General features: G+C 71.4%; 18 protein-coding genes. 14 read left to right on the top strand and 4 right to left on the bottom strand.

Annotation, left to right across the window (positions count from 1 at the left end; translation table 11 throughout):
- Window positions 1-17: 17 nt before the first annotated feature.
- The gene (gene eat / locus ACZ6ZP_RS30090; protein ID WP_469409046.1) at window positions 18-1,463 is read right to left on the bottom strand and encodes an ethanolamine permease; all 1,446 of its coding nucleotides are present in this window, start codon (window positions 1,461-1,463) and stop codon (window positions 18-20) included.
- 157 nt (window positions 1,464-1,620) lie between these two features.
- Window positions 1,621-2,412, bottom strand: coding sequence for a FadR/GntR family transcriptional regulator (locus ACZ6ZP_RS30095; protein ID WP_351164951.1), 792 nt, complete (start codon window positions 2,410-2,412; stop codon window positions 1,621-1,623).
- 77 nt (window positions 2,413-2,489) lie between these two features.
- Here ACZ6ZP_RS30095 and ACZ6ZP_RS30100 point away from each other — a divergent pair, with 77 nt between their 5' ends.
- The 6 genes from ACZ6ZP_RS30100 (at window position 2,490) to ACZ6ZP_RS30125 (ending at window position 9,728) form a co-directional block, all read left to right on the top strand.
- Window positions 2,490-3,854 carry a glutamine synthetase family protein gene (locus ACZ6ZP_RS30100; protein ID WP_469409048.1) on the top strand — a complete coding sequence of 455 codons (1,365 nt, stop codon included), beginning with the start codon at window positions 2,490-2,492 and terminating at the stop codon, window positions 3,852-3,854.
- A gap of 8 nt (window positions 3,855-3,862) precedes the next feature.
- A complete protein-coding gene (locus ACZ6ZP_RS30105; protein ID WP_351164949.1) occupies window positions 3,863-5,224 on the top strand; it encodes an aldehyde dehydrogenase family protein in 1,362 nt (453 codons plus the stop codon).
- Between the two features lie 5 nt (window positions 5,225-5,229).
- Window positions 5,230-6,012 (top strand): 3-oxoacyl-ACP reductase, encoded by a 783-nt coding sequence (locus tag ACZ6ZP_RS30110; RefSeq protein ID WP_361463184.1) that lies wholly within the window; start codon window positions 5,230-5,232, stop codon window positions 6,010-6,012.
- Window positions 6,013-6,102: 90 nt separating this feature from the next.
- The gene (locus tag ACZ6ZP_RS30115; protein ID WP_469409050.1) at window positions 6,103-7,398 is read left to right on the top strand and encodes a haloacid dehalogenase-like hydrolase; all 1,296 of its coding nucleotides are present in this window, start codon (window positions 6,103-6,105) and stop codon (window positions 7,396-7,398) included.
- 34 nt (window positions 7,399-7,432) lie between these two features.
- Window positions 7,433-8,728: an HAD family hydrolase gene (locus tag ACZ6ZP_RS30120; protein ID WP_351164946.1), complete on the top strand. Its 1,296-nt coding sequence runs from the start codon at window positions 7,433-7,435 to the stop codon at window positions 8,726-8,728.
- 28 nt (window positions 8,729-8,756) lie between these two features.
- Entirely contained in the window at window positions 8,757-9,728 is a 972-nt protein-coding gene (locus ACZ6ZP_RS30125; protein ID WP_469409052.1) for a DUF2510 domain-containing protein, read from the top strand.
- 22 nt (window positions 9,729-9,750) lie between these two features.
- On the opposite strand, the gene ACZ6ZP_RS30130 is transcribed toward ACZ6ZP_RS30125, so the two are convergent.
- Entirely contained in the window at window positions 9,751-10,953 is a 1,203-nt protein-coding gene (locus ACZ6ZP_RS30130; protein ID WP_351164943.1) for an amino acid deaminase/aldolase, read from the bottom strand.
- Between the two features lie 762 nt (window positions 10,954-11,715).
- Here ACZ6ZP_RS30130 and ACZ6ZP_RS30135 point away from each other — a divergent pair.
- From ACZ6ZP_RS30135 to ACZ6ZP_RS30145, 3 genes are read left to right on the top strand one after another with little or no spacing between them, the layout of a single operon-like run.
- Entirely contained in the window at window positions 11,716-12,630 is a 915-nt protein-coding gene (locus ACZ6ZP_RS30135) for a hypothetical protein (RefSeq protein WP_351164942.1), read from the top strand.
- Complete coding sequence (gene mycP, locus ACZ6ZP_RS30140) at window positions 12,630-13,820, top strand: type VII secretion-associated serine protease mycosin (protein WP_361463190.1); 1,191 nt, start codon at window positions 12,630-12,632, stop codon at window positions 13,818-13,820. Before ACZ6ZP_RS30135 ends, mycP begins: the two co-directional genes overlap by 1 nt.
- Window positions 13,821-13,830: 10 nt before the next feature.
- Window positions 13,831-14,565 carry an SseB family protein gene (locus tag ACZ6ZP_RS30145; protein ID WP_469409054.1) on the top strand — a complete coding sequence of 245 codons (735 nt, stop codon included), beginning with the start codon at window positions 13,831-13,833 and terminating at the stop codon, window positions 14,563-14,565.
- Between the two features lie 4 nt (window positions 14,566-14,569).
- On the opposite strand, the gene ACZ6ZP_RS30150 is transcribed toward ACZ6ZP_RS30145, so the two are convergent.
- Window positions 14,570-14,956, bottom strand: coding sequence for a DUF1844 domain-containing protein (locus tag ACZ6ZP_RS30150; protein WP_351164938.1), 387 nt, complete (start codon window positions 14,954-14,956; stop codon window positions 14,570-14,572).
- A gap of 402 nt (window positions 14,957-15,358) precedes the next feature.
- On the opposite strand from ACZ6ZP_RS30150, the gene infC reads away from it, so the two are divergent.
- The 5 genes from infC to ACZ6ZP_RS30175 all read left to right on the top strand — a co-directional run bounded on the left by infC (window position 15,359) and on the right by ACZ6ZP_RS30175 (window position 19,032).
- Window positions 15,359-16,015, top strand: a complete 657-nt coding sequence (gene infC / locus ACZ6ZP_RS30155; RefSeq protein ID WP_351165148.1) for a translation initiation factor IF-3 — start codon at window positions 15,359-15,361, stop codon at window positions 16,013-16,015.
- A gap of 120 nt (window positions 16,016-16,135) precedes the next feature.
- A complete protein-coding gene (gene rpmI / locus ACZ6ZP_RS30160; RefSeq protein WP_135330421.1) occupies window positions 16,136-16,330 on the top strand; it encodes a 50S ribosomal protein L35 in 195 nt (64 codons plus the stop codon).
- A 95-nt stretch (window positions 16,331-16,425) separates the two neighbouring features.
- A complete protein-coding gene (gene rplT / locus ACZ6ZP_RS30165) occupies window positions 16,426-16,812 on the top strand; it encodes a 50S ribosomal protein L20 (RefSeq protein ID WP_351164937.1) in 387 nt (128 codons plus the stop codon).
- 164 nt (window positions 16,813-16,976) lie between these two features.
- Window positions 16,977-17,831 carry a TrmH family RNA methyltransferase gene (locus ACZ6ZP_RS30170; protein WP_351164936.1) on the top strand — a complete coding sequence of 285 codons (855 nt, stop codon included), beginning with the start codon at window positions 16,977-16,979 and terminating at the stop codon, window positions 17,829-17,831.
- A 55-nt stretch (window positions 17,832-17,886) separates the two neighbouring features.
- Window positions 17,887-19,032: a sensor histidine kinase gene (locus ACZ6ZP_RS30175; RefSeq protein WP_351164935.1), complete on the top strand. Its 1,146-nt coding sequence runs from the start codon at window positions 17,887-17,889 to the stop codon at window positions 19,030-19,032.
- The last annotated feature ends 148 nt before the right edge of the window (window positions 19,033-19,180 follow it).

Here is a 19,180-nt window from a genome sequence, read left to right on the forward strand (position 1 = left end):
CGTGCTCGGTCCCGTGCTCAGTCCCGTTCCAGTTCCGCCTCCGCGGCGGCGAGCGCCGCGAACTCCTCCTCGGGCGCCCGCGCCACAAGACGCTTTCGGCTGTAGAGGCCGAAGTAGGCGATCGCCACCACGTATACCGCGAGCGCGATCAGCGCCGCCGTCACGTCCACCAGGAACGTCGCGACCAGCGCCGAGCAGGCGAGGACCAGCGCCACCGAGGAGGTCAGCATGCCGCCCGGCGTGCGGTAGGGCCGCTCCAGGCCCGGCTCCCTGCGGCGCAGCACGATGTGCGAGAGCGACATCAGCGCGTACGAGATGGTCGCGCCGAACACCGCCACGTTCAGCATCCGCGCACCGTCCCCGGTCGCCGCCGCCAGGCCGAAACCGATCGCCCCGGGGACCAGGAGGCCCAGGTAGGGAGCCTTGCGGCTGCTCGTGAGGGACAGGAACCTCGGCAGGTAGCCCGCCCTCGACAGGGCGAACAGCTGGCGCGAGCCCGCGTAGATCAGCGAGAAGAACGACGCCACCAGGCCCGCCAGGCCCGCGTAGTTGACGATGCGGCTGAGAGCCGTCGCGTCTCCGCCCGGCTGCAACGCCTCCACCAGCGGATTGCCCGCGTCCTGGATCGCGTTCGCGCCGCGTGCCCCGGCCGACGCGACGAACGTGAGCAGCGCGAGCACGATGAGGATGGCCATCGACCAGCGGATCGCGCGCGGCAGCGTGCGCGCCGGGTCCTTGGTCTCCTCGGCCGCCAGCGGCACGCCCTCCACGCCGAGGAAGAACCACATGCCGAACGGGAACGCCGCCCAGATGCCCAACAACCCCATCGGCAGCCAGGAGTTGGAGCCGAAGGCGGTGGTCTCCACGGGGATGTCGTTCAGCTTCGACGCGTCGAAGTCCATGAACGCGCCGACGGCGAAGACGAGCAGCGCCGCCACCGCGATGCCCGTGACCACGAAGCTGAAGCGCAGCGCCTCGCCGACGCCCCACAGGTGGATGCCGATGAAGACGACGAAGCAGGCCAGATACACCGGCCAGCCGGAGGTGAGGCCGAAGAGGCCGAGGGACTCGACGTAGTCGCCGATGAAGATGGAGATCGCGGCCGGCGCCAGGATGTACTCGATGAGGATCGCCGTGCCGGTGAGGAAGCCGCCCCAGGGACCGAGGGCCCGGCGCGCGAAGCCGTAGCCGCCGCCCGCGGTGGGCAGGACCGAGGACAGTTCCGCCAGCGAGAACACCATGCAGGCGTACATCACGCCCATGAGGGCCATGGCGATCGCGAGGCCGCCGAATCCGCCCTCCGCCAGGCCGAAGTTCCAGCCGGAGAAGTCGCCGGAGACGACGTACGCGACGCCGAGGCCGGTCAGGAGCAGCCAGCCCGCGCTGCCCCGGCGCAGCGTTCTGCGCTCCAGATAGTCGTCCGACGGCTCGGCGGTGCTCGTCTTGGTGGACTCCACGGTCATGGCACGGCTCCTATGCGGCGGCGGCATTCAGATGGACCGAGATGGACCGCCTCAAGGGAACGGCCTCAATGGAACGAATCCATACCTTTGCCGTCGCGGTGGCGAGAAATCAAGCCCCCTGCGTTACACCGCCGTTAATCACGCCGCACCCCGCCCGTTATGTCAGGAACCCCCGCAACAGGGCGGCCGTACCGCCGCAGTGCTCGCGCATTATCTCCCGCGCCCCGTCCGCGTCCCCGTCGAGCACGGCTCCGACCAGGGCGGTGTGCTGGCGCTGCGAGTGCTCCAAGTTCCGCACCAGCAGGGGGATGTAGCCCAGGAGGTCGTTGACGGTCGCGCGGACCGCGGCGTACTGCGCGGTGAGCGAGGGCGAACCGCAGAGCTCGGCCAGGGTCAGGTGCAGGAGGGTGTCCAGGCGGCGGTACTCGGAGAGCGGCGCCTCATGGGTGCGCGCGAGCGCCGTGCGCAGCCTCTCGCGCTGCTCGTCGGTCAGGCCGTGCGCCGCGCACAGCCCGGCCGCCCCCACCTCGAGGACCTCGCGGAACCGCAGCGCGTCCTCCACGTCGACGTCCGCCACGTGCCGCCGCAGTTCGTCCTCGCCGGCCGCCTCGGGGCGCGGGCGGACGAACGTGCCGCCGTACCTGCCCCGCCGCGACTCGACCAGGCCCTGGTCCTGGAGCACCTTCAGGACCTCGCGCAGCGTGACCCGGCTGATCCCGAGGCGGTCGGCCAGCTCGCGCTCCGACGGCAGGCGTTCGCCGCTGGGCACCAGGCCCAGGCGTACGACCTGGAGGATCTGTTCCAGGGCTTCCTCGAAGCCGTTGCCCGCCCGCACGGGACGCAGGACCGGTGTGAGCCAGTCGTCGGCGGTCGCGGCGGCGGCGCCGGTGGTGTCGGCAGCCGCGCCGGCGGCCGTGCCGGAACCTGTGTCGGCATCCGTGTGCGACATCTGGCCGTGCCCCCTTCCCAATCAATGGTTCTCGGCAATACCTTATGGCTCTCGGCTGACCCAAGGAGGATTTTCCCGTGGCAGACCGCACACCCCCGCTCGGGATCGAGGAGCTGCGTGCTCTCGTCACGAGCGGCGAGATCGACACTGTCGTCCTGGCCTTCCCCGATATGCAAGGGCGGCTTCAGGGCAAGCGGTTCGCCGCCCGCTTCTTCCTCGACGACGTCCTGGAGCACGGCACGGAGGGCTGCAACTACCTGCTGGCCGTCGACGCGGAGATGAACACCGTCGAGGGCTACGCGATGTCCTCGTGGGACCGCGGCTACGGCGACTTCGCCATGCGCCCCGATCTGAGCACCCTGCGCCGCGTCCCCTGGAACGAAGGCACCGCGATGCTCATCGCGGACCTTGCCTGGAACGACTCGTCGCCCGTCGTGGCCGCGCCCCGCCAGATCCTGCGCCGCCAGCTCGACCGGCTCGCCGAGCACGGCTTCACCGCCAACGTCGGCACGGAGCTGGAGTTCATCGTCTTCAAGGACACCTACGAGCAGGCGTGGGACTCCGGCTACAAGGGCCTGACCCCGGCGAACCAGTACAACATCGACTACTCCGTGCTCGGCACGGGACGCATAGAACCGCTCCTTCGCCGCATCCGCAACGACATGGCGGCCGCCGGGCTCGTCGTCGAGTCGGCCAAGGGCGAGTGCAACCCGGGCCAGCACGAGATCGTGTTCCGCTACGACGACGCCCTCGTCACCTGCGACCAGCACGCCATCTACAAGACCGGCGCCAAGGAGATCGCGTCCCAGGAGGGTGTCTCGCTCACCTTCATGGCCAAGTACAACGAGCGCGAGGGCAACTCCTGTCACATCCACCTCTCGCTCGCCGACGAGAACGGCGACAACGTCATGGCAGGTGACGCGCCCGGCGGCATGTCGCCCGTCATGCGGCACTTCCTGGCCGGGCAGCTGGCGGCGCTCAGGGAGTTCTCGCTGCTCTACGCGCCCCACATCAACTCGTACAAGCGGTTCCGTCCCGGCTCCTTCGCCCCGACCGCCGCCGCCTGGGGCTACGACAACCGCACCTGCGCCCTGCGCGTCGTCGGCCACGGCCGCTCGATGCGCTTCGAGAACCGCCTGCCGGGCGGCGACGTGAACCCGCACCTCGCGGTCGCCGGACTCGTGGCCGCCGGTCTGTACGGGATGGAGCAGCAGCTCGAACTGCCCGAGGAGTGCACGGGCAACGCCTACACCGGGGACTACGCCCACGTGCCCACCACCCTGCGCGAGGCCGCCGAGCTCTGGGAGAACAGCCCCATAGCCAAGGCAGCCTTCGGCGACGAGGTGGTCGCGCACTACAGCAACATGGCCCGGGTCGAACTGGACGCCTTCGACTCCGCGGTGACCGACTGGGAGCTCCGCCGCTCCTTCGAACGTATGTGAGGAAGCACGTGCTCGAGGTACTGAACCCGGCGACGGAAGAGGTCGTCGCGACCGTTGCCGCCGCCACCGCGCAGGACGTCGACGCCGCCGTCGCACGCGCGAGCGTGGCCCAGGCGAAATGGGCGGCCGTGGCCCCCGCCGACCGGGCCCGCCTGCTGCGCCGCTTCGCCGCGGCCGTCGACGGGCACCTGGAAGAACTCGCGCGGTTGGAGGTGCGCGAGGCCGGTCACGTCATCGGCAACGCGCGCTGGGAGGCGGGCAACGTCCGCGACCTCCTCGACTTCGCGGCCGGGGGAGTGGAGCGGCTGAACGGCCGTCAGATCCCGGTGCCCGGCGGCCTGAACGTCACGATCCTCGAGCCCCTCGGCGTCGTCGCCGTCATAGCGCCCTGGAACTTCCCGATGCCGATCGCCGCCTGGGGCACCGCCCCCGCGCTCGCGGCCGGCAACGCGGTCGTCCTGAAGCCCGCGGAGACGACGCCCCTCACGGCGCTGCGCCTCGCCGAGCTCGGCCTGGAGGCAGGTCTTCCCGAAGGTCTCTTCCAGGTCCTGCCCGGCGCGGGTGACGTAGCGGGCAACGCCCTGGTCGAGCACCCCGGCGTCGCCAAGATCGTGTTCACCGGTTCCACACGCGTCGGCAAGCAGATCATGGCCAAGTGCGCCGACCGCGTGAAGCGCGTGACGCTCGAACTCGGCGGCAAGAGCCCGAACATCGTCTTCGCCGACGCGGACGTGGAGGCCGCCGCCCTCGCCACCCCGATGTCGTACCTCGACAACTCCGGCCAGGACTGCTGCGCCCGCACCCGCATCCTCGTCCAGCGATCGGTGTACGACCGCTTCCTCGAGATCGTGCGGCCCGCGGTCGAGTCGGTCGTGGTGGGCGACCCCGCGGACGAGAAGACGCAGATGGGCCCGCTGATCTCGAAGTCCCAGCTGGAGCGGGTGCGGGCGTACGTCCCGGCCGGCACCGGAATCCACGGCACGGTCCCGGATGGCCCCGGCTTCTGGTTTCCGCCGACGCTCCTGACCGACGTCGACGCCGACTCGCCGGCGGCCACGGAAGAGGTCTTCGGCCCGGTCGCCGTCGTCCTGCCCTTCGACGACGAGGCCGACGCGATCCGCCTCGCCAACGCCACGGAGTACGGCCTGTCCGGCTCGATCTGGACGCGGGACGTCGGCAGGGCGCTGCGGGTCTCCCAGTCCGTCCGGGCCGGGAACCTCTCCGTCAACTCGCACTCCAGCGTGCGCTACTGGACCCCGTTCGGCGGCTACAAGCAGTCCGGACTCGGCCGTGAGCTCGGCCCGGACGCCCTCGCCGCCTTCACGGAAACCAAGAACGTCTTCATCAGCACGGAATGCACGGAGGCTTGAGCACCATGACCGAAGCAAGCATCTGCCGCCGCCTGGTCGGCCGCACCGCCGTCATCACCGGCGCCGGCAGCGGCATCGGCCTCGCCACCGCGCGCCGCCTCGCCTCCGAGGGTGCGCACGTCGTCTGCGGCGACATCGACGAGACCGCGGCCAAGGCCGTCGCCGAAGAGGTCGGCGGGATCTTCGTCAAGGTCGACGTCACCGACGCCGAGGAGGTCGAGGCGCTCTTCAGGACCGCGTACGACACCTATGGCTCGGTCGACATCGCCTTCAACAACGCGGGCATCACGCTGCCCGAGGACGACTCCATCCTGGACACCGGCCTCGAGGCCTGGAGGCGCGTCCAGGAAGTCAACCTCACCTCCGTCTATCTGTGCTGCAAGGCCGTCATCCCCTACATGCGGCGCCAGGGCAAGGGCTCGATCATCAACACCGCGTCGTTCGTGGCCAGGATGGGCGCCGCGACCTCGCAGATCTCGTACACCGCGTCCAAGGGCGGCGTCCTCGCGATCTCCCGTGAGCTGGGCGTGCAGTTCGCCCGCGAGCACATCCGCGTGAACGCGCTCTGCCCCGGCCCGGTCAACACCCCGCTCCTCCAGGAGCTCTTCGCCAAGGACCCCGAGCAGGCCGCGCGCCGCCTCGTCCACATCCCCGTCGGCCGCTTCGCCGAGGCCGAGGAGATGGCGTCCGCGGTGGCGTTCCTCGCCAGCGACGACTCCTCGTTCGTCAACGCCACGGACTTCCTCGTCGACGGCGGGCTCACCGGGGCGTACGTCACCCCGGTGTAGTCCTCCGCGCAGTTCACCCAGCAGCCACCCACCCGTCAGCCGGGCGTCGCACGACGCCCGGCTGACCTGCGTAGACACGGGAGTGTGTTCGTGAACTTCAAGCGCCGCGCCACCGCGGCCGCAGCCGTGCTCGCCGTCGCCTCAGCCGGTCTCCTCACCGTCCAGGCCACCGCGGAAGCCACCCAGACCCCCTCCCACGGCCGGTCGAAGACCTGCCCGGACCTGACCGTGTCGAAGGGCTGGTACGGCCAGAACAAGGCGCGGCTCCAGCGGATGATCGACACCTACGGCCGCTGCGGCGACGACGGGGACCAGGGCGCCGCGAAGCCCGTCGCCACCTTCGACTGGGACAACACGGTCATCAAGAACGACGTCGGCGACGCCACCATGTTCTGGCTGCTGCGCAACAGCAAGATACGTACGCCGAAGAACGCCGACTGGCACACCACGAGCCGCTACCTCACCGACCCGGCGGCCAAGGCCCTCGCCAAGGCCTGCCCCGCCACCGGCGCCACCCTCCCCACGCGCCGCGACACGGACTGCGCCGACGAGATCGCCTCCGTCTACGCCGAGGGCACCACCACCGGCGGGGCCGCGGCCTTCGCCGGCTTCGACCACCGCCGCATGGAACCCCAGTACGCCTGGCTCGCCCAGCTCACCCGCGGCTGGTCCGCCCGGCAGGTCAAGGGCTTCGCCGCGGCGGCCCGCGAGGAGAACCTCGCCGCGCCCGTCGGCACCGAACAGCGCGTCGGCACGGGGAAGTTCACCGGCTGGGCCCGCTACTACGACCAGCAGCGCGATCTGATCCGCACGCTCAAGAAGGCCGGATTCGACGTCTACGTGGTCTCCGCCTCGCCGGAGCCGGTCGCCGCGGTGTGGGCGAAGGGCGTCGGCGTCGACGCCCGGCACACCATCGGCATCCGCAACGTCACCGCGCACGGGAAGCTGACGGCCCGTCTGGCGGGCTGCGGCACCGTCAAGGACGGCGACGACTCGATGATCACGTACATCGACGGCAAGCGATGCTGGATCAACCAGGAGATCTACGGGGTCCGGGGCGCGGCCGCCGAGAAGGTCCAACCGGCGAGCAGGCGTCAGGTCTTCGCGGCAGGCGACTCCGACACCGACATCTCCTTCCTGCGCGACGCCACGGCCCTGCGCCTCGTCCTGAACCGCAACAAGAACGAGCTGATGTGCCGCGCCTACGACAACGGCGACGGCCGCTGGCTGGTGAACCCCATGTTCATCGAGCCCAAGGGCAAGCAGGCCGACCCCTACCCGTGCGCGAGCACCGGCTACACCGAACGGGACGGCGCGGCGGGCCCGGTGCGCCGCGCGGACGGCTCGGTGATCCCCGACCAGAAGGACACGGTGCACGGGGCCTGACCTGGCCCGGGGGATTGATGTACGGTCCATGCGCATGCGCAACAGACATGCCTTGGCGTTGACGCTGGCCACGGCCGCCACTCTGGCGGCCGTACCGGCGACGCTCCCCGCGGCCGCCGCCACGCCCGCGAACTCCCCCGCTGCGAAGGCCCATTGCCCGCAGCTGTCCAAGAAGCTGAGCTGGTACGGCGACAACCGCGCCAGGCTCCAGCAGATGATCGACGAGCGCGGACGCTGCGGCTCCCACCGCGGGCACGATCAGAAGCGTCCCGTCGCCGCCTTCGACTGGGACAACACCGTCGTCAAGAACGACATCACCGACGCGACGATCGCCTGGTCCCTCCACCACGACAAGATCCTGCGTCCCGCCGACTGGAAGTCCACCAGCAAGTGGATGACGGACGCGGCCGACAAGGCGCTCACCAAGGCCTGCGGCACGAAGGTGCCGGTCGGCAAGCCGCTGCCCACCTCCACCGACACCGACTGCGCCGACGAGATCTTCGAGGTCCGCGAGGACGGCAGGACGATGAGCGGCGCCGCCGCCTTCGCGGGGGAGTGGGACCACCGGCACACCGTCCCGCAGTACGCCTGGGTGCCCCAGCTCTTCGCAGGACACACCGTCCCCGAACTGGAGTCGTACGCCGCCAAGGCCCGCAAGGAGGTGCTCGCGGCCCCCGTCGGCGCCACCCAGACCGTCGGCACGCACGAGATCCCCGGCTACGCCCGCTACTACGACCAGCAGCGCGATCTGATCCGCACGCTCAAGAAGGCCGGGTTCGACGTCTACATCGTCTCGGCGGGCTCGGAGCCGGTGACCGAGGTGTGGTCCAAGGGCGTCGGCATCGACCGGAAGCACACCATCGCCATCCGCTCGGTCCTCGACCGCAAGGGCCGGATCACCACCTGGAACCAGGGCTGTGGCGACGTCCCCGTGAACAAGGGCGAGGCCATCCCCTACATCGACGGCAAGCGCTGCTGGATCAACCAGGAGATCTTCGGCGTCAAGGGCAAGTCGGCCTGGGACAAGCAGGATTCCTCCCACCGCATCGCCCTGGGCGGCGGTGACGCCGACACGGACGTGACGTTCGTCGGCGACGCCACGGGCGCGCACCTCGTCCTGAACCGCAACAAGAACGAGGTCATGTGCCGTGCGTACGACGACGCGGACGGCCGCTGGGTCGTGAACCCCATGTTCATCGAGCCCCTGAAGCAGAAGCCGGACCTCTACCCGTGCTCGACGGCCGCGAACAACGAACCGGACGGCAGCAAGGGCCCGGTCCTGCGCGAGGACGGCTCGGTGGTGCCTGATCAGGCGGACTCGGTGTTCTGATCTTCACGGCACGTCTTAGAGTGCCGGGATGAGCATGTCGCCTCCTCCCGGCTGGTACACGGACCCGTCGGCGCCGCCGGCACAGCCCGTCGAGCGCTGGTGGGACGGTTCCGCGTGGACCGAGCACCGGCGTGCGCCCGAAGCCCCCCACCTGGGCCAGGCGCAGCCGGGGTTCGGCCCGCCGCAGGCACAGACCGCCGTCCAGCCGCTGCCGGGGGTGTCCGGGGGCGGCCGGGCCAAGGTGGTGGCCCTTGCCACCGCCGGAGTCGTCCTGGTCGCCTCGATCGTCACGGGCGTGGTGCTCCTGGGCGAGGACGACGGCGCCGCCCCGCAGAGCGGCCCGCCCGCCCCGACCGTGTCGGAGCCGCTGGACACCCCCACCCCGACGTCGCCGACGCCCACCACATCGGCGCCGGACCCCGACCCCTCCACGCTCGTCGACCAGCTCAACGGCATCACGATCCCGGTCCCCGACGGCTGGGAGAAGGCCGACAACACCGTCGGCAGCGATCCGACCGTCCAGACCCCGGACACCTACGACTGCCCGGGCGAGAGCGGCCTGTGCCGCCACGGCACGGTCTACTCGCGCACCTCGACGGCGACGGACGAGCGCTCGCCCAAGGCGCTGGCCCAGGGGGACATCAAGGACGCGGCGGACCGGGCGTACGACGAGGACGCGATCGGCAGGGAGCCGTTCGACGGCATCGCGAGCCACGCGAAGGTCGACGAGGGGACCGTGGCGGTCGCGGGCCGCTCCGGCTACTTCGTGCGCTGGCGCGTCCGCACGAACACGGGTCCCGGCGGGTACGTCCAGTCCTTGGCGTTCCCCTCCAGCCTCGGCTCCGAGGCGATGGTCATCGTCCGCTTCGCGATCGACGCGCGGGCCGGCGAGGGCGCCCCGCCCCTCACCGACATGGACAAGATCACCAAGGGGATCCGTCCGGTGGGAGGCGGCGCGACGAGCGGCGGCGTGGGCAACAGCGTGGGCGCGACGCCGTGAGGCTTCCCTGCCTGAAGGCCGTCTAGAGGAACGTGCGGCCCTCACCCCGGTACGTCGGGACGGTGGCCGTCACGCGGTCGCCCTCGACGAGGTGGAGCGCGTCGAACCGCTCGCACATCTCCCCGGCCTTGGCGTGCCGGAACCACACCTTGTCGCCGATCTGCAGGTCGTCGGCGGGCGCGCCGAGCAGCGGGGTCTGCACCTCGCCCGCGCCTTCCTGCGGGTCGTAGCGCAGCCCTTCCGGGAGGTACGGCACCGGGGAGCGGTCGGGTCCCGCGGCACCCGAAGCGGGGTAACCGCCGCCGAGCACGGTCACGGTGCCCACGCCGGGGCGGCGCACCACGGGCTGGGCGAAGAGCGCGGCCGGACGCCCGCTGAACGACGTGTAGTTGTCGAAGAGGCGCGGTACGTAGAGCCCCGACCCGGCGGCGATCTCGGTCACCGCCCGCTCGGCCGCCGTGTGCTGCACGCTGCCGGTGCCGCCGCCGTTGACGAACTCCAGGTCGGGCGCGACCGCCCGCACCGCGCGGATGGTCTCCGCCCGCCGCGCCACCAGCTCCTTGCGGGCGGCGGCCTGCATCAGCCGGATGGCCCGGGAGCGCGCGGGATGCCCGGCGACCGCGTCACCGACCCCCGCCACATGCCCTTCGTACGCCATCACGCCCACGAGCCGGAAGCCCGGCCGCCGGGCCACGGCGCGGGCGAGTGCGGCGACCTGGACGGGGGAGTGCAGGGGCGAGCGCAGGGCGCCGATCCGCACGCGTCCGCCGAGGATCTTGTAGGCGGTGTCCAACTCCAGGCAGACGCGCACCTCTTCGCGACCGCCGTTCCTGGCCTCGTCGATGAGCCGCAGCTGCGCCGGGTCGTCGACCATCACGGTCACCGAGGAGGCGAGCTTCGGATCGGCGGCGAGCTCGGCGAAGGCGGCGCGGTCGGCCGAGGGATAGGCGAGGAGCACGTCGTCGAAGCCGGACCGCGCGAGCCACAGGGACTCGGCGAGCGTGAAGGACATGATCCCGGCGAAACCGTCACGGGCGAGGACGCGTTCCAGGAGCGCCCGGCAGCGCACGGACTTGCTCGCGACCCGGATCGGCTTGCCTCCGGCGCGGCGCACGAGGTCGTCGGCATTGGCGTCGAATGCCTCCAGATCGACGATCGCGACGGGGGCGTCGAGGTGTGCGGTGGCCCGGTCGTAACGGGCCCGGTCTGCTGCACGGGAGGTCATGGCCGAAGCCTGCCAGACGGGATTACCCGAGGGTAGGGGGATGATCCGGGCAGATCGCCCGGGGGTGCGGACTGGTTCCCGCGCGACCGGAATCTGCCCTTAGAGTTACGCGCAGAAGAGCGAGGAAACGGGGGGTGCATGAGCACGGAAGCGCGACGGGCTCCCGTCCCGCCACGTCCCACGGCACCACCCCCACCGTCGGCCCCGCCCGCCGCGTCCACCCCCTTCCCGGACCCACCCCCGGAACCCCCGGACGACCAAACCTCCGCCCCGGCGCCCGCCGCATCCGCGCGCTTCCCGGACCGCCGTCCGGCGACGGGTGATCCGGTGGGGGACGGGCAGGGTTCCGTGCCGTCGCCACCGGTTGACCCTCCGGTCGTCGACGGTGATCGGGAGTCTCTTCTCGGGGATCTTCTTGCGCCCTTCGACCGGGTGCGCAGGCCCGAGCCCGTCGCATCGCCGGAGGGTTCGGACGACGAGGGTGACGTTGCCGACGAGGTGCTGGACGATCCGCCTCCGCCGCCCGCTTCGGCCCGGTTCCCGGACACTCCGCCGCCGTCGGCGATGACACGGACGCGCGCGCGGACCTCCGGCCCTGCGCCGAGCCGCGTTCCGCGCTCTCCTGCCCCGGACGTGGACTTCCCGCTCCGCCCGCCGATGCCGCCGCTGCCGCCGTCGGACATACCCGCGTCCGATGCGTCGATTGCGTCGACAGCCTCCGAGGCCAGGCCCGCCCACGCGCACGCCCACACGCCCAGGCCCATGTCCGCCTCCGCCCCCGCGCCTTCCCCCCGAACCACCGCCGCCCGCCGCGCGGTCGGCGCCGTCGACCTGACCCCGGGGCCCGGGGCCGGACGGCCCTTCGTGTCGTTCGCCCGGCCCGCGCTCTACGACGACAGCACCACGCGGCTGCGCCCCGTCCGCACCTGGGTCCAGCCCCGCGTGACCGCCGCCGCTGCCTGTGTCGTGCTCGGCCTCGGGCTCATCGGGGGCGCGGCCACCGGGAGTTGGCTGACCGGGGGCGCCGAAGGGACGAGCACCACGCGGGACGCGTACGCCGTGGCGGGCGAGCTCTGGCACAGCGTGCCCGTCGACCGGCTCTTCCCGGTCACCATGAAGGGGGAGGGCGCGGGCCCCGGCGGAGCCGACCGCACCTGGACCCGCGTCGCCGTCGCCCCCGACAGCACCTGCAAGAGCGCCTTCGACCCGCTCCTGCGCAAGGCACTGGCCCCGGCGGGCTGCCTGCGGCTGCTGCGCGCCACGTACACGGACGCGACCCGCAGCCATGTCACCACCGTAGGCCTGCTGTTCACCAAGGCCGACGCCGAGGCGATGCGCTCCCTGCGCACCCGCTTCACCGAGGAAGGCCTCGACCGGCGCCCCGACCTGATGCCGCGGCCGTACGCGGCCAAGGGCACCCCTGCCGCGGACTTCGGCGACGCCCAGCGCGCAGCCTGGACCGTGTCCGTGCTCCCGGACGCCCCCGTCGTCGCCTTCTCCGTCTCCGGCTTCGCCGACGGCCGCACGGTCACCGAACCCGAGCCCGCCGAAGAGGCCATGAAGACCTCCGCCACCACCGCCGCGGCCCAGGCGGGCCTCGGCAACGAGGCGAAGGGCATCGCCGACCGCGTCGAGCGGCGGCTGCGCAAGACCATCGCGGCCACGGAGACGTCCTGATGAAGATCCGCCGGACGGCCGTCGCCGCCCTCGCCGCGTCACTCGCCCTGCTGCCCGCCACCGCGCACGCCGACGACGGCATACGCGCACAGCAGTGGGCCCTCGACGCCATGCACACCAGCCAGGCCTGGCAGACCACCAAGGGCAAGGGCATCACCGTCGCCGTCCTGGACACCGGCATAGACCGTGACCACCCCGACCTGACCGGCAGCGTCCTCGAAGGCAAGGACATGGTCGGCTTCGGCGCGCAGAAGGGCGACCGCCCCTGGGCCCGGCACGGGACCGCCATGGCCGGCATCATCGCGGGCCACGGCCATGGCGCGGGCCGCGGCGACGGCGTGGTCGGCATCGCGCCGGAGGCGAAGATCCTGCCGATCCGCGTGATCCTGGAGGACGGCGACCCGGACCGCTCGAAGGCCCGCAACACCCGGGGCAACGCGCTGGCCGACGGCATCCGCTGGGCCGCGGACCACGGCGCCGACGTCATCAACCTCTCCCTGGGCGACGACTCCAAGTCCGCCCACCCCGAACCCGCCGAGGACGCCGCCGTCCAGTACGCCCTGAAGAAGGGCGCCGTCGTCGTCGCGTCGGCGGGCAACGGCGGCGAGCGCGGCGACCACATCTCGTACCCGGCGGCCTATCCGGGCGTCATCGCCGCCACCGCGGTCGACCGCAACGGCGACCGCGCCTCCTTCTCCACCCGCCGCTGGTACGCCACCGTCAGCGCCCCCGGCAAGAAGATCGTCATCGCCGACCCCGACCGCGAGTACTACGAGGGCTGGGGCACCAGCGCCGCGTCGGCGTTCGTCTCGGGCGCCGTCGCCCTCATCCGCGCCGCCCACCCCGGCCTGACCCCGGCCCAGATCAAGGAGCTCCTGGAGGACACCGCCCGCGACGTCCCCAGCGGCGGCCGCGACGACTCGCACGGCTTCGGCTTCATCGACCCGGCCGCCGCGATCGCCGAGGGCGGCAAGAAGAAGCCGCGGGAGCTGAACTCCGCTGCGTACGGGAAGAAGTACTTCGGCCCGGGGCCGGACGCGGACCGGGGCGACGACGGCCCGGCGGGCTGGGTGGGCCCGGTCGCGGGCGGGCTCGGCGTGGCCCTGCTGGTGGCGGGGGTCTACCTCTGGCGGGGCCGTCGGGGAGCCCGCCCCGGCACCGCTCGACAGGTCCCGGACCTCGGTCGATAGGGTCGTGACCGTGGCGAACAAGAACATCCCGGACCCCGGCTTCTCCGACGACGACGGGTCCGCCGACCCCCGGCTCACCGCGGCCCTGGCCGCGTGGGCCGAGGACCGCACGGCCCACGGCCCCGTCCTGGAGGCCCTCACCGGCGCCCGGCTGCTCGTCCCCGTCGTCGCCGTGCTCGGCGAGGTCGAGGAGGACGAGAACGGACTGCGCCGCGAGAAGTCCAGCGACATGGCGGTCCCCACCCTGAAGGCGGGCGACCGCAAGGCACTGCCCGCGTTCACCTCCACCCGGGCGCTCGCCCTGTGGGACCCGGAGGCACGGCCCGTTGCCGTCCCGCTGCACCAGGCGCTCCAGGCCGCGGCCCACGAGCAGGCCGACACGATCGTGCTCGACCTCGCGGGACCCGTCCCCTACGAGATCAATCGACCCGCCCTGATCGCCCTCTCCGAAGGCCGCCACACCCGGGACCCGCTCGCCGACCCCGCCGTCACGGCCGCCGTGCGCGCGGCCGTCGCCGCCGAGCCGGCCGTCCTGCGCGCCTATCTCGGCGCGGGCGCCGCGGACGGCACCCTCGCACTCGTCCTCGACCCCGCGACGGACCCGGCCGAAGCCGCCCAGCGCGTCGCCGGGCACATCGCGGCCGACGAAACACTGAGGGCCCGCCTGGTGAGCGGCCTCGACCTGGCACTGCTGCCGGCCGGGGCGACGCCACCGGGCGAGCCCTTCTACGTACGCGAAGGCTGAGGGGTCAGCCGAAGACCGGGCCCGTGTACTTCTCGCCCGGGCCCTGACCCGGCTCGTCCGGCACCTCGGACGCCTCGCGGAAGGCCAGCTGCAGCGACTTCAGGCCGTCGCGCAGCGGGGCCGCGTGGAACGAGGAGATCTCCGTGGCGCTCGCGTCCATCAGGCCGGCGAGCGAGTGGATCAGCTTGCGGGCCTCGTCCAGGTCCTTGTGGCCCTCGCCGCCCTCGGCGAGGCCCAGGTTCACGGCCGCGGCGCTCATCAGGTGGACGGCGACCGTGGTGATCACCTCGACCGCGGGGACGTCCGCGATGTCACGGGTCAGGGTGTCGAAGTCGGGGGAATCGGAGGCCGCGCCGGTGGCGGACTCGGGGGTGGGGGTCGCGTCGCTCATGTCCCACACGATATGCGGAGCCCCACGCGGGGTGAGCCGCGGGAGGCCGTGAGCATCCGTGAGCGCCGCTGGTTAGCCCCACCCCCGTGGAGCTGCTAACCTTGTGTAACGACCGGCCGGACACTCGCGTGCCACGCAGAGATCCGGCCCACAAGTGGAGGCTCCGCTTCCCACCTAGTCGCTCCCCGGAGCGGCGGGTCACCGGTCAGGCAGCCGCGGTCCCCGAGACTACGGCAGGCCCGAAGACGCGCCCCGCGATCATCGCGGAGGTGCTCCGGTAGTAATGGAGCCCCTTCGTGTGATCGGTTGGGGCATTTTTTATGCACCCACTCGGTTGGTCGAGATAACAGACGTAACGCGGCTGTCCGCCAGACCGCCGCGTGGTGCTACCGAGGAGGATCCATCAGCGCCGAGCCCCGCATCAACGACCGGATTCGCGTTCCCGAGGTGCGACTTGTCGGTCCCAGCGGCGAGCAGGTCGGGATTGTTCCGCTTGCCAAGGCCCTGGAGCTCGCACAGGAGTACGACCTCGACCTGGTCGAGGTGGCGGCGACCGCCCGTCCGCCCGTGTGCAAGCTCATGGACTACGGGAAGTTCAAGTACGAGTCGGCCATGAAGGCCCGTGAGGCGCGCAAGAACCAGGCGCACACGGTCATCAAGGAGATGAAGCTCCGGCCGAAGATCGACCCGCACGACTATGACACCAAGAAGGGTCACGTCGTCCGGTTCCTCAAGCAGGGCGACAAGGTCAAGATCACGATCATGTTCCGTGGTCGCGAGCAGTCCAGGCCGGAGCTCGGCTACCGACTGCTGCAGCGTCTCGCGAACGACGTCGAAGACCTCGGGTTCATCGAGTCGAACCCGAAGCAGGACGGCCGAAACATGATCATGGTCCTCGGTCCGCACAAGAAGAAGACCGAAGCCATGGCCGAGGCCCGCGAGGCCCAGGCCGCCCGTAAGGCCGAGCGACAGGGCCGCACGGACGAGGCCGAGGAGGCTGAGCCCACCGAGGCCGCCGCCGAGGTCGAGGCGCCCGCCGAGGAGCCTGCAGAGGCCTGATTCAGGACGCGCCTCCCACGCGCGCCCTGAACGACAACCGATAGATCTGACGCTCCCTGCCCACGGTTCGCAGGAACCGGAAACGGCAGGGAGTGCCAATGACGAGGAGAGAACGGCGCTATGCCGAAGAACAAGACGCACAGCGGTGCCAGCAAGCGCTTCAAGATCACCGGCTCCGGCAAGGTGCTCCGTGAGCGCGCCGGCAAGCGCCACCTGCTCGAGCACAAGTCGTCCCGTCTGACGCGTCGCCTCAGTGGCAACGCCGAGATGGCCCCGGGCGACGCCAAGAAGATCAAGAAGCTTCTCGGCAAGTGAGTCCGGGCGCACACCGCGCCCGCACTCTGAACCGGGACCCAATCGATACCGGGTCGTGTGAGTCCAACCACGGCCCCGCTACAAGGAGTTAACAAGTGGCACGCGTCAAGCGGGCAGTCAACGCCCACAAGAAGCGTCGGGCGATCCTCGAAGCGGCCAGCGGCTACCGCGGCCAGCGCTCGCGCCTGTACCGCAAGGCCAAGGAGCAGGTCACCCACTCCCTGGTCTACAACTACAACGACCGCAAGAAGCGCAAGGGCGACTTCCGCCGTCTGTGGATCCAGCGCATCAACGCCGCTGCCCGCCAGAACGGCATGACGTACAACCGCCTCATCCAGGGTCTGAACGCCGCCAACATCGAGGTGGACCGCAAGATCCTCGCCGAGCTGGCCGTCAACGACGCCAACGCGTTCGCCGCGCTGGTCGAGGTTGCGCAGAAGGCTCTGCCGTCGGACGTCAACGCGCCCAAGGCTGCCGCCTAAGCCTTGCGTTGAGCTGAACGTGACCGGACCCGCAAGCCTGTGGCTTGCGGGTCCGATTGCGTCCGCCGTCCGTCGACCGCGGGTCGTGGAGGGCTTGTCGCGCAGTTCCCCGCGCCCCTGACGGGGCCCTCGACTCCGTTCCGTACACGCACGAAAGTGACTTGATGCCCGCCAGCCCCGAGTTGATCTCCCCCAAGTCCCCGCGCGTCAGCGCCGCACGGCGGTTGGCCAAGCGGAACTTCCGGGGGAAGGAGCAGCTGTTTCTCGCCGAGGGGCCGCAGGCCGTGCGGGAGGCCGCCGCGTACGGTGACACGGCCGACACGCTCGTCGAGCTGTTCGCCACCGTCGAGGCCGCCGAGCGCTACGCCGACATCGTCGGCGAGGCCCGTGCCGCCGGTGCCCGGCTGCATCTGGCGGACGAGGACGTCATCGCCGACATCTCCACCACCGTCACGCCCCAGGGGCTCGTCGGCGTCTGCCGGTTCGTCGACACCCCCTTCGAGAGCATCCTCGCCGCCAGGCCCAAGCTGGTCGCCGTCCTCGCGCACGTCCGTGACCCCGGGAACGCCGGCACCGTGCTGCGCTGCGCGGATGCCGCGGGAGCCGACGCGGTCGTCCTGACGGACGCCTCCGTGGATCTCTACAACCCCAAGTGCGTGCGCGCCTCGGTCGGTTCGCTGTTCCATCTGCCCGTGGCCGTCGGCGTACCCGTCGAGCGGGCCGTCCAGGGGCTCAAGGACGCGGGCGTACGCATCCTCGCGGCCGACGGGGCGGGCGAGGACGACCTCGACGACGAGCTCGACAAGGGCGCCATGGGCACCCCCTCCGCCTGGGTCTTCGGCAACGAGGCCTGGGGGCTCCCGGAGGAGACCCGCGCACTCGCCGACGCCGTGGTGCGCGTTCCGATCCACGGCAGAGCCGAAAGCCTCAACCTCGCTACGGCGGCGGCCGTGTGCCTCTATGCGTCCGCCCGTGCACAGCGTGCGGCTGGAGGGTGCCGTTCCGTCACTCCCAGCTAGTAGGGTGACGGGCTCGGAGGCCTCCTGCGCCGGTCCGAGAGGTGGGGTACGGGGAATGAGCATCGGCACGAGCAGATCACCGGGAGTACAGGACATCCTGTGTACTCGCGCGGACCATGGCGCCCTCGGTGACCTCGGCGGCGGGCTCGGCATCCACCCGGACGACCTCCCCGACGGCCTGGTCGTCGCGGACGAGACGGGCCACGTCATCTGCTTCAACGCCGCGGCCGAGCGCATCACCGCCGTCCGCGCCGCCGACGCGCTGGGTGCCCCGCTGGACCAGGCGCTCCCGTTAGAGGACCTCGAAGGCCGCCGCTGGTGGCGGCTGACCGATCCGTACGGCGGCCTCGCCACCCGCTTCGCCCAGCCCGAGCGCAATCTGCTGCTCCCCGGCGGGCGCGAGGTCCTCGTCTCCGCTCGCTATGTGCGCACCGCGCCCACCGGTCCCGTCCGCCGGGTCGTCGTCTCCATCCGCGACACCGAGGCCCGCCGCCGCACCGAGCGCAGCCACGCGGAGCTGATCGCCACCGTCGCCCACGAGCTCCGCTCGCCCCTCACCTCCGTGAAGGGCTTCACAGCGACGCTGCTCGCCAAGTGGGAGCGGTTCACCGACGACCAGAAGAAACTGATGCTGGAGACGGTGGACGCCGACGCCAACCGCGTCACGCGGCTCATCGCCGAGCTCCTCGACATCTCACGGATCGACTCCGGGCGCCTCGAACTGCGCCGTCAGCCCGTGGACATCGGCGCCGCCGTCGGCCGCCACATCCAGGCCCACGTCGCCTCGGGCCAGGACGCCGATCGCTTCCTCGTGCGGATACAGCGGCCGCTGCCCGACTGCTGGGCCGACCCCGACAAGATCGACCAGGTGCTCAGCAACCTGCTGGAAAATGCCGTGCGGCACGGCGAGGGCACTGTCACCATCGACGTGGCACCCTCCTCGTCCCCACGTGAGCGGGGCGGGGCCGAAACGGCCGTGACCGTCAGCGACGAGGGGTCCGGCATTCCGGAGGAATCGATGGGCCGTGTCTTCACCCGCTTCTGGCGGGGCAGCAAGCGCGGCGGGACGGGACTCGGCTTGTACATCGTGAAGGGCATCGTGGAGGCGCACGGCGGGACGATCACCGTCGGCCGCGCGCCCGGCGGCGGCGCCCAGTTCCGATTTACGTTGCCCGTGAGCACTCCGGCGTATCTCCTGTGATCATCACCGAGCTGCACTGATCACCTCTGATCCGCCCGAGCACCGCCCGCGGGCTCATTCACCTGCGCCACCCCCGTTAGACTCGATCCTTGGCACGTTTGCGTCCCCCTATGTGGACGATTCGTCTCCGAGTCGTAGACGGGGACCA

Source organism: Streptomyces sp. NPDC054047, from assembly GCF_055585065.1.

Coding starts and splice junctions, on each gene's coding strand:
- ACZ6ZP_RS30095 (WP_351164951.1), bottom strand. CDS start 2,412: ATGTCGCACACGGATGCCGACACAGGTTCCGGCACGGCCGCCGGCGCG.
- ACZ6ZP_RS30150 (WP_351164938.1), bottom strand. CDS start 14,956: ATGAGCGACGCGACCCCCACCCCCGAGTCCGCCACCGGCGCGGCCTCC.
- ACZ6ZP_RS30120 (WP_351164946.1), top strand. CDS start 7,433: ATGCGCAACAGACATGCCTTGGCGTTGACGCTGGCCACGGCCGCCACT.
- rpmI (WP_135330421.1), top strand. CDS start 16,136: ATGCCGAAGAACAAGACGCACAGCGGTGCCAGCAAGCGCTTCAAGATC.
- eat (WP_469409046.1), bottom strand. CDS start 1,463: ATGACCGTGGAGTCCACCAAGACGAGCACCGCCGAGCCGTCGGACGAC.
- mycP (WP_361463190.1), top strand. CDS start 12,630: ATGAAGATCCGCCGGACGGCCGTCGCCGCCCTCGCCGCGTCACTCGCC.
- ACZ6ZP_RS30125 (WP_469409052.1), top strand. CDS start 8,757: ATGAGCATGTCGCCTCCTCCCGGCTGGTACACGGACCCGTCGGCGCCG.
- ACZ6ZP_RS30175 (WP_351164935.1), top strand. CDS start 17,887: ATGAGCATCGGCACGAGCAGATCACCGGGAGTACAGGACATCCTGTGT.
- ACZ6ZP_RS30110 (WP_361463184.1), top strand. CDS start 5,230: ATGACCGAAGCAAGCATCTGCCGCCGCCTGGTCGGCCGCACCGCCGTC.
- ACZ6ZP_RS30130 (WP_351164943.1), bottom strand. CDS start 10,953: ATGACCTCCCGTGCAGCAGACCGGGCCCGTTACGACCGGGCCACCGCA.
- ACZ6ZP_RS30170 (WP_351164936.1), top strand. CDS start 16,977: ATGCCCGCCAGCCCCGAGTTGATCTCCCCCAAGTCCCCGCGCGTCAGC.
- ACZ6ZP_RS30135 (WP_351164942.1), top strand. CDS start 11,716: ATGTCCGCCTCCGCCCCCGCGCCTTCCCCCCGAACCACCGCCGCCCGC.